The sequence below is a fragment of the Pseudomonas sp. S8 genome, assembly GCF_050473925.1.
Taxonomy (GTDB): Bacteria; Pseudomonadota; Gammaproteobacteria; order Pseudomonadales; family Pseudomonadaceae; genus Aquipseudomonas; species Aquipseudomonas parakoreensis.
This window is the reverse complement of record NZ_JBFDVZ010000016.1, coordinates 5,989,775-6,007,550: the sequence shown is the minus strand read 5'-3', so window position 1 is coordinate 6,007,550 and position 17,776 is coordinate 5,989,775. Positions and strand designations below refer to the sequence as shown.

General features: G+C 59.5%; 10 protein-coding genes. 4 read left to right on the top strand and 6 right to left on the bottom strand.

The annotated features are described in order from the left end of the window. Positions 1-286: 286 nt before the first annotated feature. The gene (locus AB1J88_RS28360) at positions 287-1,285 is read left to right on the top strand and encodes an AraC family transcriptional regulator (RefSeq protein WP_222018614.1); all 999 of its coding nucleotides are present in this window, start codon (positions 287-289) and stop codon (positions 1,283-1,285) included. Positions 1,286-1,429: 144 nt separating this feature from the next. On the opposite strand, the gene AB1J88_RS28355 is transcribed toward AB1J88_RS28360, so the two are convergent. The 3 genes from AB1J88_RS28355 to AB1J88_RS28345 form a co-directional block, all read right to left on the bottom strand. Beyond that, the gene (locus tag AB1J88_RS28355) at positions 1,430-2,776 is read right to left on the bottom strand and encodes an ATP-binding protein (protein ID WP_086794698.1); all 1,347 of its coding nucleotides are present in this window, start codon (positions 2,774-2,776) and stop codon (positions 1,430-1,432) included. Then, the gene (locus AB1J88_RS28350) at positions 2,773-3,450 is read right to left on the bottom strand and encodes a response regulator transcription factor (protein ID WP_027612288.1); all 678 of its coding nucleotides are present in this window, start codon (positions 3,448-3,450) and stop codon (positions 2,773-2,775) included. Before AB1J88_RS28350 ends, AB1J88_RS28355 begins: the two co-directional genes overlap by 4 nt. 151 nt (positions 3,451-3,601) lie before the next feature. Next, a complete protein-coding gene (locus tag AB1J88_RS28345; protein WP_027612287.1) occupies positions 3,602-4,207 on the bottom strand; it encodes a membrane protein in 606 nt (201 codons plus the stop codon). A 141-nt stretch (positions 4,208-4,348) separates the two neighbouring features. Between AB1J88_RS28345 and AB1J88_RS28340 the strand changes: the two genes are divergently transcribed. Next, the gene (locus AB1J88_RS28340; protein ID WP_430292585.1) at positions 4,349-5,140 is read left to right on the top strand and encodes a dienelactone hydrolase family protein; all 792 of its coding nucleotides are present in this window, start codon (positions 4,349-4,351) and stop codon (positions 5,138-5,140) included. A 167-nt stretch (positions 5,141-5,307) separates the two neighbouring features. Further along, positions 5,308-6,033, top strand: coding sequence for a 4'-phosphopantetheinyl transferase family protein (locus tag AB1J88_RS28335; protein WP_430292584.1), 726 nt, complete (start codon positions 5,308-5,310; stop codon positions 6,031-6,033). Between the two features lie 143 nt (positions 6,034-6,176). Here the strand turns inward: AB1J88_RS28335 and AB1J88_RS28330 are convergent, their stop codons facing one another. Together AB1J88_RS28330 and AB1J88_RS28325 are read right to left on the bottom strand one after the other, a co-directional pair. Then, positions 6,177-7,787 carry an ATP-binding protein gene (locus AB1J88_RS28330; protein WP_041067572.1) on the bottom strand — a complete coding sequence of 537 codons (1,611 nt, stop codon included), beginning with the start codon at positions 7,785-7,787 and terminating at the stop codon, positions 6,177-6,179. Next, entirely contained in the window at positions 7,784-8,506 is a 723-nt protein-coding gene (locus tag AB1J88_RS28325; protein WP_047295809.1) for a response regulator, read from the bottom strand. Before AB1J88_RS28325 ends, AB1J88_RS28330 begins: the two co-directional genes overlap by 4 nt. A gap of 857 nt (positions 8,507-9,363) precedes the next feature. On the opposite strand from AB1J88_RS28325, the gene AB1J88_RS28320 reads away from it, so the two are divergent. Next, on the top strand, positions 9,364-12,258 hold the full coding sequence (locus AB1J88_RS28320; protein WP_041067575.1) for a ribonucleoside-diphosphate reductase subunit alpha: 2,895 nt from the start codon (positions 9,364-9,366) through the stop codon (positions 12,256-12,258). 170 nt (positions 12,259-12,428) lie between these two features. Here AB1J88_RS28320 and AB1J88_RS28315 read toward each other — a convergent pair whose 3' ends face one another. Beyond that, positions 12,429-17,567, bottom strand: a complete 5,139-nt coding sequence (locus AB1J88_RS28315) for a beta strand repeat-containing protein (protein WP_430292583.1) — start codon at positions 17,565-17,567, stop codon at positions 12,429-12,431. Positions 17,568-17,776: the final 209 nt, after the last annotated feature.

Sequence of the window (17,776 nt, the reverse complement as noted above, 5' to 3'; positions counted from 1 at the left end):
ACCCTCCTGCACTGGAGGGATTTGTTGTGTCGAGCAGCGTTTTTCCAGCGGAAAGACGCACACTTCTGTCGCTCTTATCGCAAACGCCGTGCCACTTTGGTGCGATTCGCTGCAAGCCTTTTGATATCAGGGTATGCAGGGTATTTTTTGTCACAGCCCGGTGACGCCGGTGTGGCGGATTTCCGCCAAGTCAGCGGATCTCGTCCTACAATTTGGCGGAAATCCGCCTTGTTGCCCTGCGCTTGCCCCGGCTACCATCCGGCGCCTGAGGAAGGATCAGCCGCTTATGCGCGAACGTACCATCGCCAGTCATTTCGCCCGCGCCGCCCTCGGTGGCGCACGCCGTTCGGGATTCGACTATGCGCCGTTGCTGCAGCAACTGGGGATCAGCCCCGAGTTGCTCGATGAGCCACGGGCGCGCATCGCCCCGGAACAATTCACCCAACTGATCCAGAGCCTGTGGCTGGCGCTGGATGACGAATACCTGGGCTTTGGCAACGCGCCGAGCAAACCCGGCAGCTTCGCGATGATGTGCCACGCCTTGATCCACTGCCGCAATCTGGAGAAGGCACTGCAACGCGGTTTATTGTTTTATAGCCTATTCCCCGAGGCCCCGCGCCTGAGCCTGAGCCGCGAAGACGAATGGGTGCGCCTGAGCCTCGATGATGCGCAGTTATGGGACCCGGATCACTTTCTCAGCGAGAGCCTGCTGGTGATCTGGCATCGCCTCGGCAGTTGGCTGATCGGCCAGCGGATTCGTCTGGAGCAGGCCACCTTCAGTTACCCGAAACCGGCGCACGGTGCCGAGTACGACCTGCTGTTCCCCTGCCCTTTGGTGTTTTGCGCCGAGCAGAGCAGCCTGCTGTTTCACAGTCGCTACCTGCACATGCCGCTGTTGCAGGACGAACGCACCTTGAAGCATTTCCTCGAACGCTCCCCCGCCGACCTGCTGTCGCGCCCGGACGACGGCGACAGCCTCAGCAGCCGCCTGCGCCGTTTGCTCAGCCGCGACAGCGCACAGTGGCCGGACCTCGAAGCCGTGGCCGCGCAGCTGCACATCAGCCCGCAAACCCTGCGTCGGCATTTGCGTGAGGAAGGCAGCAGTTTTCAGGAATTGAAGGATCAGTTGCGCCGCGACATCGCGATTTATCACCTGGGCCGGGCGGATCTGTCGTTGCAGCAGATTGCCGAGCAACTGGGGTTTTCCGAACCGTCGGCGTTTCACCGGGCGTTCAAGAAATGGACGGGGCTGACACCGGGGGCTTATCGGGCGCAGGAGCAGTGATCTGTTCGCCGTCTGTGACGCCTTGACTGGCCTCATCGCTGGCAAGCCAGCTCCCACAGGTTTTGATGTCGTTCAAGGAATTTGTATACGACTCGGACACTGTGGGAGCTGGCTTGCCAGCGATAGCGCCCGAAAGACCAACACCTAAACCGCAGGAAACTGAATCCTGAACGCCGCCCCGCCCATCGGCGAATCCCCGAGCATCAGCTTGGCGTTGTAGCTTTCGATGATGTCCTTGACCACCGCCAGCCCGATGCCCTGCCCCGGATGCTGACGATCCAGTCGTTCGCCGCGCTCAAGGATTCGCGCGCGCTGATTCGGCGGCACGCCGGGGCCGTCGTCTTCGATGCACAACTCGATGCCGGCGAGGCTCTCGCGCACGCTGATGCGCACTTCGCTCAGGCACAGGCGATAGGCGTTTTCCAGCAGGTTGCCCATCATCTCCAGCAACGCGCCCTGTTCGATCGGCACATAACATTGCTCCGGCAGGTCGAACGCCACTCGAACATGTTTGTCGCGGTAAACCTTGTCCAGCGTGTCGCACAGACTCTTGAGCACCGGTTGCAGCCGCACCTGATGGCGTACCAGACCGCTTTTGCGCAGGCTGGCCCGTTGCAGTTGATAGCTGATCTGCTGGCTCATGCGTTCGATCTGGGTTTGCAGCACCCAGGCCTGATCGCGATCTTCCGGGCGTTGGGCCATGTCTTCACTGACCCCTTGCAACACCGCCAACGGGGTTTTCAGGCTGTGCGCCAGGTCATCGAGAGAGTCGCGGTACCGGCTGCGTTGCTGGCGTTCACTGTGCAGCAAACGGTTGAGCGAGCCGGTCAGGCGCAGCAGTTCGCGCGGGTGCTGTTCGGTGAGGCTTTCGCGGGTGCCGCTTTCGATTTCGTCGAGTTCCTGACTCAGCCGACGCAGCGCCTTGAGGCCCCAGGTCAGGCCGATCCACAACAGCGCCAGCAGCACCAACAAGGCAGCGCCGAAGCCCAGATAGAGGTTCTCGCGCAGGCCTTCAAGGGTGTTTTCATATTCGCGCACCGGTTGCAGCGCAACGATACTGAAAGCCGCGCTCTTGCCGCCGAGCAGTTTGACTTCGACGTCGTAGACGAAGAACTCCTGGCCGTTGCTCTCGCGGATTCGCGCGAACTCGTTACCCATGCCGTCGTAACGCGGCTTGTAGTTGATCTGCTCTTCCTGCGTACCTTTCGAGCGCCAGACCAGTTTGCCCTGGCGGTCGTAGATGTAGCCGAGCAAGCGGTTGTCGGTGAGGTTGAAACGTTCATCCGGCAACTGCGTCGGCATCACCAGTTGGCCGCTGTCGATGCGCGCCGCCGAGATCAGCGTGGTGACATCCGAGGCCAGGCGCTGCTCGATCGAGTCCTGCAGTGCCAGGCTGAACGCGCCCTGCATGGCCGGCAGCAAGCCGAGCATGAACAACACCGCCAACGTGGTGGCGGCGAGCATCAAGCGAACGCGAAGAGAACGAATCAAGTGCAGCGCTCATTGAACAGGTAGCCGAGACCGCGCACGGTATCGATCGGCTTGAACCCGCCCGGGCCTTCGAGCTTGCGGCGCAAGCGGCCGACCAGCACTTCGATCACGTTCGGATCACGCTCGTCGTCGTCCGGATAGAGCTGTTCCATCAGGCGATCCTTGGGCACCACTTGCTGGTGGTGGCGCATCAGGTATTCGAGGATGCGGTATTCGTAGGCGGTCAGCGCCAGCGGCTCTTCATCCAGTGACGCCTGCTTGCGATTGAGATCAAGCAACAGCGGCCCGGCAACGATGGTCGACTGGGTGAAACCGCTGGAGCGGCGCAGCAAGGCGTTGAGGCGCGCGTCGAGTTCTTCGAACTGGAACGGCTTGACCACGTAGTCGTCGGCACCGGCGGCGAGGCCTTCGACCTTGTCCTGCCAATTGCCACGGGCGGTGAGGATCAGGATCGGAAAGGTCTTGCCGCTCGAACGCAACTGGCGAATCAGGTCCAGACCGCCCATGCCGGGCAGACCGAGGTCGATCACCGCCAGATCGAAGTTGAACTGCCCGGTCTGGTACAGCGCCTCTTCGGCATTGGCCACGGACTCGACCACGTGGCCACTCTCCGTCAGGCGGGTTTGCAGGTGATGGCGCAACAGCGCTTCATCTTCGACGACCAACAGTTTCATAACGCTCTCCCGGGCAAATCAAAAACTCCAACAACGCATGTGTGGGAGCGGGCTTGCTCGCAAAGGCGATGTACCAGCCAACAGTGTTGTCGACTGATAGACCACTTTCGCGAGCAAGCTCGCTCCCACAGGGTCTAGAGCGGACCGCGCTTTAGAAAGCGTAGTTCGCCGACAGGTAAGTCTGGGCGCTGCTGGTCAAGTCCAGCGAGCCTTGCTTGCTGCCACCGCTCTCTTTCATTTCGGTGCTGGCGTTGCTCATCAGGTAACGGTAACCGAGTTCCACCGAAACGTTCTGCGCCACTTGTTGCAGCACACCGAACTGACCACCAACGGCGTACCCGATGTCGCTGTCACGGCTGTAGCCTGGCGAATCCTGGGTCAGCTTGGTCAAACCGGCCGTGGCACCACCGAACAGTTTGGTGCTGCCGCCCACTGGATAGAACAGATCGTAGCTGCCCAGCAGATTTTCCTGGCGCAGTTTAATGCCATTGTGCGAACCGGACACGTTGTCGTAAGTGGCGTAGTAGCGACCTTGCGAATTTTGCTGACCGAGGCGCACACCGTAAGTGTTGTTGCCGTCGATTGCGCCGCTGGCGTCCGGGTGGCCAAGGTTGTCGTTCAGCGCGTGGGACTTTTTGACCTTGTCACTGGTCTGGCCGAACGTCAGGCCGGCGAAGTTGCTGGTGTCATCGGCATGTGCCGCAAGGCTGGAGCCCAACAAGGTAAAAGCCAGCAGCAGTTTGTTCAGACGATTCATCGCGTTTCCTCTTTCACAGTGCTGTTTGGGTATGGCGCAAGGTTACTGACCTGCCCCTGTACCTGCCCTGAACACTCTCTGAACCTGCGCTGAATCAAATCGACTAGGCTGTCTTGACCACTTTCGATAAGGAGACCGACCATGCGCCTGTTTTTCGCCCTTGCCCTGCTCGCCGCCAGCAGCCTGGCCAACGCCGCGATCAAGACTCAGGAGATTCCCTACCAGAGTGCCGACGGCACCCGACTGATCGGTTATTACGCCTACGACGACGCAATCAAGGGCAAACGCCCGGGCGTGGTGGTGGTGCATGAATGGTGGGGCCTGAACGATTACGCTAAACGCCGCGCCCGCGACCTCGCCGAACTGGGCTACAGCGCCTTGGCAATCGACATGTATGGCGAGGGCAAGAACACCGAGCACCCGAAAGATGCGATGGCGTTCATGCAGGCCGCGACCCAGGATGCCGCCGCCTCCAGCAAGCGCTTTGAGGCCGGGCTGAATCTGCTGAAAAAGCAGCCGCAGACCGACGTCAATAAAATCGCCGCCATCGGCTACTGCTTCGGCGGTGGCGTGGTGCTCAATGCGGCGCGTCAGGGCGAGCCGCTGGCGGGCGTGGTCAGTTTCCACGGTGCGCTGGCGACCACCACCCCGGCGACGCCCGGCAGTGTGAAAGCGAAAATTCTGGTCGAGCATGGCGCGCTGGACAGCATGGTCACTGCCGACAACGTCACCGCGTTCAAATCCGAAATGGACAAGGCCGGCGCCGACTACAGATTCGTCAGCCTCGACGGCGCCAAGCACGGTTTCACCAATCCGGATGCCGATCGCTTGAGCCACGGCGATCACAGTGGCCCGGATATCGGCTACAACAAAGCGGCCGATGAAAAATCCTGGGCGGACATGAAGGCGTTCTTCCAGAAAATCTTCAGCTGACCCACTTCGCCCCCTGTAGGAGCTGCCGAAGGCTGCGATCTTTTGATCTTGCTTCTTAAGATCAAGAACAAAAGATCGCAGCCTTCGGCAGCTCCTACAGGGTCAGCGACGCCTGATACAGGTTTTGGCTCTACCCAGCATCCGCGCCAACCGGCAAAATACCCGCCATGAATTCCAGCCCGCCCCTCCCCGCCTGCTGCACCCCGCTCGACGCCCATTGGCCGTTGCCCAACGTGTTGCCCGACACCGTCCTGCTCAGTACCCGTTTCGACCCGAAGCAACTGCTCGGCGATGACTTCCAGCGCAGCGCCATCGAGCCGCCGCCGAGCATTCAGCGCTCGGTGGCCAAACGGCAGGCCGAGTTTCTCGCCGGGCGGATTTGTGCCCGGGCTGCGCTGCAGCAACTGGAAGGCTCAAACGTGATTCCGGCGATTGGCGAAGACCGTGCGCCGGTGTGGCCGGCGCACATCTGCGGCTCGATCACCCACAGCACCGGACACGCGGCGGCGATTGTCGCCAACAAGCGACACTGGCGCGGCTTGGGCATGGATCTGGAAAACCTGCTCGAGACCGAGCGTGCCAAACGCCTGGCCGGGGAGATCCTCACGCCAGCGGAGTTGCAGCGCATGGCCGCCGGCTCGCGAGAGCAACTGGGGTTGTGGGTGACCCTGACGTTTTCGGTGAAAGAGAGCCTGTTCAAGGCGCTGTACCCGATTGTGCAGAAGCGCTTTTATTTCGAGCACGCCGAGGTGCTGGAGTGGACGGAACAGGGTCAGGTTCGCTTGCGCTTGCTGACCGATCTTTCAGGTGAATGGCGTCATGGCACCGAGCTGGACGCGCAGTTTGGTGTGCAGGATGGGCAGTTGTTGAGTCTGGTCAGCATCCCTGCCTGAAGATTTTTCAGCGCCGCTGAGGGGCCCATCGCTGGCAAGCCAGCTCCCACAGGTTTCAGGGGTGTATCCAAAATCTGTGCTCACCACGGACACTGTGGAAGCTGGCTTGCCAGCGATTGGGGCCGGCAAAACCAGCACAAAACTCAGCGGCGCTCCTGATTCCTCGGCCAGCTCAGACTGAAACAGGCCCCACCCAGACTCTTGCTCTTGTTGATCAGCGCCCGCCCGTCATGCCAGTGAATGATCCGCCGCACAATCGACAGACCCAGCCCATGCCCGCCCGACGCCCGCGTGCGGCTGTCATCCAGACGCAGGAACGGCGTGAAGATGCGCTCCCACGCCGACTCCGGCACACCCGGCCCGTCATCCTCGACATCCACCCGGCAGCGCAGCTGCCCAACCTGATAACTCACCGTGACGTTCGAGTGCGCATGGCGCATCGCGTTGCTCACCAGGTTCTGCAACGCGCGATGCAAAAAGCGCGGCTCGGCCTCGACCCAGGCGCCGTCATTATCGGCAGCGGACAGGCATAACCCGCGCTGCACCGTGACCTCGGCACGCAACGGCGCCAGTTCTTCAATCACTTGATTGACCAGCGCATCGAGGTCGATGCGTTGAAAGGTCAGCGCGGGCGACCCCTGCTCCAGCCGCGCGTAGGTGAGCATTTCGTCCACCAGCTTATCGAGATCCTCGATGTCGTGATCCATGCCCTCGCGGTACTTTTCCAGCGCCTGCGGGGTGGTGGCCGAGCCGATCATCTCCAACCCGAATCGCAGACGCGCCACGGGTGTACGCAACTCATGGGACACCGCGCGCACCAGTTCGCGCTGGATCGCCAGCAACTGCTGCAAGTGCTCGGCCATGCCGTTGAACGCTGCCGCCAGCCGCCCCACCGAGTCAGCGCCACGGGCCGGCACGCGGGTTTCCAGACTGCCCTTGGCGATGCGCGTGGCTGCGGCTTCGAGACCGCGCAGACGTCGTTCGAGCTGGCGCACCAACAGATAAACGATCAGGCCGATCAGGCTCAGGCCGAGGGCCGCAATCAGCACCAGCCATTGCGGCGGATACGGATTCATCTGATACAGCGGACCGATTTCCAGCACCCACGGCGTGCCGACCATGCCGGCAAACACCCGGATCGAATCCCCGCCCTTGCCCAGCGCCATCACCGTATCGCCCTCGGACACACGGCGGCTCTGGTCTTCGTCCATGTCGGCCTCGTTGACCGTGACCAGGCGCAAATCAAAACCGAAACCTTTCTCCTCCTTTAACTGCGCCAGCCGCTTGGGCTGTTCGCCAACCGGCACCCGCACCAGTTCATCGGCCAGCAGGTAAATAGTCGCGCGGGCCAGTTGTTCGCTGATCTGCTGGACGTCGCCGGTCAGCAGCAACTGTTCCTTGTCGCTGACCAGTCGATAGACCCGCGCCGCATGCGGGCCGGTCTGCTCTACCAAGGCCTGACCGCGCTGCACCCGGGCGCGCTGAGAGAGGTCCAGATCGGTCTCGGAAAACGTCTTCAGCGCCAGCGGAATCCCCAGCAGACGCTCCCAGACCAACAATGCCCGGTGGCGCTCGGTTGCGTTCATCGGTTGCAGGTTGTCGGCCATCAGCGAGAACGTGCCGTGGGCCAGGCGCTCGCGGTATTGCTCGCTGCGCACCTGATTGAGCAGGTGCAATGCCAGCACCCCAAGCACCGCCACCAGAATCAGCGCCGCGCACATGCCGCCATAGATGCGCAGGAAGATCGAGTTCACAGCGCCAGATCCACACAGGCTTCCGGAACGAACAGATAGCCTTTGCTGCGGATGGTCTTGATCAGGCGCGGATGATCGGGGTCATCACCGATTTTCGGGCGGATGCGCGAGATGCGCACATCGATCGAGCGGTCCTGGCCGTCATAGCCGATGCCACGCAGCGCAGTGAAAATTTCTTCGCGAGAGAGGATTCGTCCGGCATTCGACACCAGCAGCCAGAGCAGGTCGAATTCGGCGCTGGTCAGTTCGATGCCGCTGTCACTGAGCCAGGCTTCGCGCAAGGCGTTGTCCACCACCAGCGGGCCGAATTGCAGGCGGCGGCTTTTTTCCGTGACCGGCTCGGCGCTGTCACTGCGCCGCAGCAAAGCCTGAATCCGTGCCAGCAACAGCCGTGGGCGCACCGGTTTGCACACGTAATCGTCGGCACCGAGGTCGAGGCCCTGGATCTGGTCGGCATCGTCGGTGCGCGCGGTGAGCATCAGGATCGGCCCGTCGTAACGGTCGCGGACCTTGCGGCAAATGCTCAAGCCGTCTTCACCGGGCAGCATCAGGTCGAGGATCACCAGGTCCGGCTGCTCCTTGATGATCCGCGCCGCCGCCAACGCACCGTTGCCTTCGATCTCCACGCGCAATCCATTGGCTTGCAGGTATTCGCGGGTGAGTTCGGCCAGTCGCTGGTCGTCCTCGACTATCAATACCTGCCAGGCTTCTTGCTCCACCGGTGACCTCTGCTTGCTGTTTTTGTTAATAAGGCAGAAACACACTGCCCCCTGTAGGAGCTGCCGCAGGCTGCGATCTTTTGCTTTTAAAAAGCAAGGTCAAAAGATCGCAGCCTGCGGCAGCTCCTACACAGGCGTGCGGTTGCCCGCAGATTCCGATGCTCCCGTCTTTTTGTCATCTTTTGGGAGCATAAGAATGGGTAAACGCCGCCCGATTGTATAAACGGCGTACCGGCAGAACACAAGTCGGCAAATGCGTTCGGACACGGCGGTTTTTTGTGATAGGGTTCGCGCCCTTAAAAATCCGCTGAAGCGTTTTTCCCGCGTGAAAAACAGTGACAAACGGTCTAGCTCAGCAGGTTCGCGGCCTACACGCGAATCAGCCCTTTCGCACACAATTTACGCACAGGTTTATCCACAGGCTATACGTTGCAATACTCCCCCGAAACGCATTATCTTGTAGCCCGTGCGCAAAAAAACCCTACATGTAGGGGTTAGCGCTAAAAAACCAAACACAAACCGGACAGTGAATTCAAGGCTTTTTATTGCCATTGTCGGGTTGAACCAAACGTATTTTCAGAAGCCCAAACCGCGCCTGCGGATGGCTACCGTTTTTCGGTCGACCACGACGATAACGGTACGGGTGTTGCAGTGACGAATCTGCTCCCCGAAAGGAATGCGGTTTCACGCGTAAAGCGCGAACCGAAGACTTCGGCATGGAAGCGGCGCCCACAAGGCCCCCTTCCTGAACTGTCCCGAAGTCGTTATGCCCGGCGCGTGCCGGTTGTAGTGCTTCAGGACGGAACGGTGGGCACCTTCATGGTGCCCAAACAAACATAGAGAACGTGGAGACACCCATGCAAACCGACACAACTCGCGAGAACCCGCAGGGCACCTTGCCGCAGGCCGCCGATTCGAATTCGGATCTGGCCGCCACCGCGCCTGGTCAACTGCGCGTGATCAAGCGTAATGGCACTGTCGTTCCTTACACCGATGACAAGATCACCGTCGCTATCACCAAAGCGTTTCTCGCAGTTGAGGGCGGCACCGCTGCCGCTTCGTCGCGAATCCACGACACCGTTGCCCGCCTGACCGAACAAGTCACCGCGACCTTCAAGCGTCGCATGCCGTCGGGCGGCACCATCCACATCGAAGAAATCCAGGACCAGGTCGAACTGGCCCTGATGCGTGCCGGCGAGCAGAAAGTCGCTCGCGACTACGTGATCTACCGTGACGCCCGTTCGAAAGAACGCGCAGCCCATACCCCGGTCGAAGCCGCAGTCGACGCGCATCCGTCGATCCGCATCACCCGCGCCGACGGCAGCCTCGCGCCGCTGGACATGGGCCGCCTGAACACCATCGTCACCGAAGCCTGCGAAGGCCTGGCTGAAGTCGATGGCGACCTGATCCAGCGCGAAACCCTGAAAAACCTGTACGACGGCGTGGCCCTGAACGACGTCAACACCGCACTGGTGATGACCGCGCGTACCCTGGTTGAACGTGAGCCGAACTACTCGTTCGTCACCGCCCGCCTGCTGATGGACACCCTGCGTGCCGAAGGCCTGGGCTTCCTGGGCGTGGCCGAAAGCGCCACTCACCACGAAATGGCCGACCTGTACGCCAAGGCGCTGCCGGCTTACATCGCCAAAGGTATCGAGTTCGAACTGCTGAACCCTGTGCTGGCCTCCTTCGACCTGGAAAAACTGGGCAAGGCGATCAACCACGAGCGCGACCAGCAATTCACCTACCTGGGCCTGCAGACCCTGTACGACCGTTACTTCATCCACAAGGATGGCGTGCGTTTCGAACTGCCGCAGATCTTCTTCATGCGCGTGGCCATGGGCCTGGCGATCGAAGAGAAGCAGAAAGAAGACCGTGCGATCGAGTTCTACAACCTGCTGTCGTCCTTCGACTACATGGCTTCGACCCCAACACTGTTCAACGCCGGTACCCTGCGTCCACAGCTGTCGAGCTGCTACCTGACCACCGTTCCAGACGACCTGTCGGGCATCTACCACGCGATCCACGACAACGCCATGTTGTCCAAATTCGCTGGCGGCCTGGGCAACGACTGGACGCCGGTGCGTGCACTGGGTTCGTACATCAAGGGCACCAACGGCAAGTCGCAAGGCGTGGTTCCGTTCCTCAAAGTAGTGAACGACACCGCTGTAGCCGTTAACCAGGGTGGCAAGCGCAAAGGCGCTGTGTGTGCCTACCTGGAAACCTGGCACATGGACATCGAAGAGTTCATCGAACTGCGCAAGAACACCGGTGATGATCGTCGTCGTACCCACGACATGAACACCGCCAACTGGATCCCTGACCTGTTCATGAAGCGTGTCTTCGATGACGGCAAGTGGACCCTGTTCTCGCCTTCCGAAGTACCGGATCTGCACGACCTGACCGGTAAAGCCTTCGAAGAGCGCTACGAGTACTACGAAGCCCTGACCGAGTACCCGGGCAAGGTCAAGCTGTTCAAGACCATCCAGGCCAAAGACCTGTGGCGCAAAATGCTCTCCATGCTGTTTGAAACCGGCCACCCGTGGCTGACTTTCAAGGATCCGTGCAACCTGCGTAGCCCGCAGCAGCACGTCGGCGTGGTTCACAGCTCGAACCTGTGCACCGAGATCACCTTGAACACCAACAAGGACGAGATCGCCGTTTGCAACCTGGGCTCGATCAACCTGCCGAACCACATCGTCGACGGCAAGCTGGACACCGCCAAGCTGCAACGCACCGTGAACACCGCCGTGCGCATGCTCGACAACGTGATCGACATCAACTACTACTCGGTGCCGCAAGCGAAGAACTCCAACTTCCGCCACCGTCCGGTCGGTCTGGGCATCATGGGCTTCCAGGACGCGCTGTACCTGCAGCACATCCCTTACGGTTCCGACGCGGCCGTCGAGTTCGCCGACAAGTCGATGGAAGCGGTCAGCTATTACGCGATCCAGGCGTCCTGCGACCTGGCCGACGAGCGCGGCGCGTACGAGACGTTCAACGGTTCGCTGTGGTCCAAAGGCATCCTGCCGCTGGATTCGCAACAGATCCTGATCGAACAGCGCGGCCAGAAGTACATCGACGTTGACCTGAACGAAACCCTGGACTGGGCACCGGTTCGCGCCCGTGTACAGAAAGGCATTCGCAACTCCAACATCATGGCCATCGCACCGACCGCGACCATCGCCAACATCACTGGCGTCTCGCAGTCGATCGAACCGACCTACCAGAACCTGTATGTGAAATCGAACCTGTCGGGCGAATTCACCGTGATCAACCCGTACCTGGTTCGCGACCTCAAGGCTCGCGGTCTGTGGGACTCGGTCATGATCAATGACCTGAAGTACTACGACGGTTCGGTGCAGCAGATCGAGCGCATCCCGCAAGAACTCAAAGAGCTCTACGCGACCGCGTTCGAAGTGGACACCAAGTGGATCGTTGACGCCGCCAGCCGTCGTCAGAAGTGGATCGATCAGGCCCAGTCGCTGAACCTGTACATCGCCGGCGCCTCGGGCAAGAAACTCGACGTGACCTACCGCATGGCCTGGTACCGTGGTCTGAAAACCACTTACTACCTCCGTGCCCTGGCCGCGACCAGCACCGAGAAGTCGACCATCAACACCGGCAAGCTGAACGCTGTTTCCAGCGGCGGCAACCACGGCGACGATTCGGTTCTGGCCGCTCCGGCAGGTCCGGCGCCAGTGCCAAAGGCTTGCGCGATCGACGAGCCGGATTGCGAAGCTTGCCAATAAGCTGAGTCGGATCAGGCGTCGCGAGACGCCTGATGCTTCCAGGCAAAAGAAACCCCCGACAGACTTCTGGTATGTCGGGGGTTTTCTTTGTCTGGAATAAAAATCGAAGCAAAAAAAACGGCGAAACCTGAACGTAGGCTTCGCCGTTTTTATTCATACAACGCCTTTTGTCAGACTGTGAATGACTCGGACATTGCCTGCCCTACGACAGGAATGGTGAAGGATTCACCGTTGTTGGTGTAGAACTTCTCGATGGTATTGGCGCCCGCATTCCAGTCCTTGAGGAATACACCGGAATTCAGGTTGCCGCTCTGGAAATCGGCTTTATTGAAGATATAGACTCCCAGGTCATTGGACTTGAGTACGACGTCACTGAACGTCTGAATATTCCTCAGGGTAACAGTGTCATTGCCCGAGCTGCCCTCATCAAAAATCGCCACCATGGTTTTTGAGGCCACGAAGTACTGATCGCTTCCTTCACCACCATAGCCATCACCCGACGCACTCAGGTACAACTTGTCGTTACCCGCTCCGCCACGCAGCTCGTAGCCATTACCGATAGCTATCAGCTCGTCATCGCCATCGCCACCATCGGCGATACCGGAAACGACGGTGATCTTGTCATTGCCGGCATCCCCGTAATAGATCGAACCAACGTCGCGCACGTAGCCCGAAATGTAGTCATTACCATTGCCGCCGTGGATGATATCTGCTTGATTGTCGGTCGAGGACACGCCCGTCAGTGCACCGGTAATGGTAAAGCTGTTGCCGTAGAGGACGTCATTGCCGTCACCACCGTCGATGATATCGTTACCGTCTCCGCCCTCAATCATGTTGGCCAATGCGTTACCCGTCAGCGTGTCGTTGAACGCGGAACCGACCAGGTTATCAATGTTGCTCAACACATCTCCCTCGGCATCGCCCCCGGTGCCAGCACCGGTCAACAGGCTCACCTGAACCCCGGCAGCGCTGTTGACGTACCACGCGGCATCACCGCGCCCCACGCCCGTCAGCACATCCGCACCGCCGCCGCCAACAAAACTCTCAACCGCGCCGGCACTACCCGTGAAGGTGTCCGCATAACTGGAGCCCTGGAAGGCTTCAATGGAGGTGTACACATCTCCCGCACCAGCACCCGTCACAAGAGGAGCACTGAGATTGAAGGTAACGCCCTCGGTTTCATATGCAAAACTCAGGAAATCGACACCGAAGCCACCATCAAACCGATCCAATCCAGCACCGCCAATAAAGATATCGCCAGTATTGGAACCGTTGATTTGCTCGATACCGCTGTAAGTATCCCCTGCAGCCGATCCGCCATTGGCAACGCCGGTTTTGGTGCTGATAACCGCCGAACCGCTGTCGGCATAACTGGCGATATCAAAACCTGCCCCGCCAATCAGTTGATCCGCACCCGCACCACCATACAGAGTGTCATTGCCTGCACCGCCGGTGATGATGTTGTCACCGGCGTTACCGAAACCGATGAAGTTACCGGTGCCGGTATAGGTCAGACGCTCCACCTCTGCGTTCAGGGTGTAGTTGACCTGATTGGTACGGACCTCATCGTCTCCCTCTCCCGCCAGTTCGTTAACCAGTACCGAACCTGTGCCGGTGGCAAAATAGACGTCATTACCCAGCCCACCACTGAATGTCATGGTTCCGGCCGTAACCGTGAACTGATCGTCGAAGACTGTCCCGATAATGTTCTCGAAATTGCTGAACACATCGCCCTGTGCATCGCCACCGACGCCCGTGCCGGCGTTATTGGCGACCGTCATGACGACAGCCTGGGCAGAACTGGAGTAATCCAGCTTGTCGGCGGTTCCAGCAGCACCATCAAGGATATCGACCTGGGCACTTGCAACGAAGATATCGTTGAAGGATGAGCCACGGAACGTTTCGATTCCGGAAAAAGTGTCCCCGGCCGCAATCCCGGTGTGTACGCCGGTCTTGAGGTTCAGCGTCACGCCAGCACCGCTGTAATCGTCCTGATAGCTGACAGTGTCCGTACCGGCTCCGCCGATCAACTGGTCCGCACCGCCCCCCCCCATAAGCAAATCATTGCCGCTGCCGCCAGTGATGACGTTGTCGCTCGCATTGCCCCGGCCGGTGAAAGTGCCATTGCCGACACCGGTATAGGTCAGGCGCTCGACATTGTTTGCCAGTGTCACGTCGGCCTGACTGGTACGTACTTCGTCATACCCGCCGTCGACGCCCTCAATGACATTCAGGGTGTAGTTACCGTTGACGATGTAGACATCGTTGCCCGCACCACCGGTGAACGTCATCGAGCCCGCAGTAAGGGTGAACTGATCATCCTGGGCGGTCCCGATGATGTTCTCGAAGTTGCTGAACACATCGCCCTGCGCATCACCGCCCCCCCCAACGCCGCCGCCATTGGCGACAGACATGACGATGGCTTGCGCAGAACCGGAATAATCCAGCTTGTCGACGCCGCCGGCACCATCGAGGGTATCAACAGCAGAACTGGCAACGAACGTATCGCCATTGGCTGAACCACGGAAGGCTTCAATACCGGAGAAGGTATCCCCGGCCGCTATTCCAGTGTGCACACCCGTTTTCAGATTGAGCGTTACCCCTGCACCACTGGCATCATCCTCATAACTCACGGTATCGATACCAGCACCACCGATGAGCTGGTCAGCACCTGCGCCACCCGACAGCACATCATTGCCTGCACCACCGGTGATGACGTTGTCGCTGGCATTACCGCGCCCGGTGAAATTGCCGCTACCGGTATAAGTCAGGCGCTCGACCTCTGCGTGTAACCCGGCACTGATCTGACTGGTACGCACCTCGTCATCGCCGCCGCCTGCCACTTCAACGATATTGAAACCGCCCGTGCCGTCGACGACGTAGACATCGTTGCCAGCGCCACCAACCGCCACCGTGAGGCCTGCATTGACAGTGAACCGATCGCCGTAAGCCGAACCGATAACCCACTCCATATTACTGAACTGATCACCCTGAGCGTCGCCTCCCAAGCCTGTACCGGCGCCATTGGCGACGGTGATGCTGACTGCCTGATCGGAGAGGGAATAGTCCAGTTTGTCCAGACCACCCGCACCATCCAGAATGTCGGCGCCCGTTCCGGCGAAGAAGGTATCGCCATAGGCTGAACCACGAATGGCCTCGATGCTGTCGAAGGTATCGCCCTGAGCCAGACCGGTATGCACACCTGTCTTCAGGTTGATGGTGACACCGGCACCCGTCCTTTCATCTTCATAACTCGCGGTGTCCATACCGGCGCCGCCAATGAGCTGGTCAGCACCTGCGCCGCCGATGAGCACATCATTGCCAGCGCCACCTGAAATGATGTTTTCGCCCGCGTTACCACGCCCGGTGAAGTTGCCCGTGCCCGTGTAAGTCAGGCGTTCGACGTTGGCTGCCAGGGTCATGTCAGCCTGGTTGGTAAAAAGCTCGTCAATACCGCCGCCAGCAGCCTCGATAATGGCGCCGTTGAAATAGCCATTGATGATGTAGACGTCATTACCCGCCGCGCCATTCAACGACAGCCCACCGCCATTGAGGGTGAAGGTATCGTTGAACGCAGAGCCGATCACGGTTTCCACGTTGATGAACGAATCCCCTAGAGCGTCACCACCAGTGCCTGTTCCCGCATTCACAGCGGAAGACAGAATGCTGATGGCTTGGGCAGAGGTCGAATAGTCGAGAATATCGCCACCCTGAAGACCGTCGAAGCTATCAGCAGCAGCGCCGCTGACAAAAGTATCGCCGTAGTTGGTGCCCTTGTAGAGTTCGATACCGGAGTAGCTGTCGCCCAAGGCGATACCTGTATTTACACCGGTCTTGAGGTTCAGGGTCACGCCGATGCCATTCACGACTTCTTCATAGCTGGCGATATCGAAACCGGCACCGCCAATCAACTGGTCAGCCCCTGCACCACCCGTCAACACGTCGTCACCCGCACCGCCGGTGATGATGTTGTCACCTGCGTTACCAACACCCTTGAAGTTACCCGTACCCGTGAAGGTCAGGCGCTCGACGTTGGCCGCCAGATACGAGGTGTTCTGTGTCGTGCGAACTTCGTCATCACCACCGCCGAAGGCTTCGATGATACCGGCGTTGGTATTGCCATTGATGATGTAGACGTCATTGCCCGCGCCGCCATTGAGGGTCAATCCACCACCGGTGAGGGTGAATGTATCGTTGAAGGCCGAACCGATGACAGTTTCCACGTTAGTGAACGTATCGCCCTGAGCGTCACCACCCGTGCCAGTGCCCGCCCCAGCAACGGCCGAAGTAATACTGATGGCCTGCGCCGAGGTTGAGTAATCGAGGACATCGCCGCCCTGCAGGCCATCAAAACTATCGACTGCTGCACCGCTGACGAAGGTGTCACCGTAGTTGGTGCCCTTGTAGAGTTCGATACCGGAGTAGCTGTCGCCCAAGGCGATACCTGTGTTTACACCGGTCTTGAGGTTCAGGGTCACGCCGATGCCATTCACGACTTCTTCATAGCTGGCGATATCGAAACCGGCACCGCCAATCAACTGGTCAGCCCCTGCACCACCCGTCAACACGTCGTCACCCGCACCGCCGGTGATGATGTTGTCACCTGCGTTACCAACACCCTTGAAGTTACCCGTACCCGTGAAGGTCAGGCGCTCGACGTTGGCCGCCAGATACGAGGTGTTCTGTGTCGTGCGAACTTCGTCATCACCACCGCCGAAGGCTTCGATGATGCCGGCGTTGGTATTGCCATTGATGATGTAGACGTCATTGCCCGCGCCGCCATTGAGGGTCAGTCCACCACCGGTGAGGGTGAATGTATCGTTGAAGGCCGAACCGATGACAGTTTCCACGTTAGTGAACGTATCGCCCTGAGCGTCACCACCCGTGCCAGTGCCCGCTGCAGCAACGGCCGAGACGATACTGATGGCCTGAGCCGACGTTGAGTAATCAAGGACGTCGCCGCCCTGCAGGCCATCGAAGCTATCGGCGGCGGCGCCACTGACGAAGGTATCCCCCCAATTCGTACCTCTGAAAACTTCAATGTCAGTAAACGTATCACCCTTGGCGGCACCGGTGTGCACACCCGTCTTGAGGTTCAGCGTCACGGGGATGACGTTGGTCACATCTTCATAACTGGCGATGTCGATCCCCGCTCCTCCATTGATCTGGTCGGCCCCCTCCCCGCCCATCAACACATCATTGCCGGCGCCACCATTCAAAATGTCATCACCGGCAAAGCCACGTATCTGATCATCACCCGCGGTACCCACCAGGGTATCTGCCGCGTTGGTGCCATTTATAACTGCCATTACATCTTCCTTGTGTTGTGTGTCGAAACTACGCAGAAACGCCAGACACTCCGGGGTTGACCCTCTCTTGAAGGTGTACTGGGTTTGATTATTTGTGGGGTTGAGCAGGCGAGGCAGTGTTTTTTATGACATCCGTTTCCGAGCAGCCTGTCGCTGCAATGTGAGGCAGACCGTACGAAAATTTGACGGACACCGCTTGTTACTCGTGG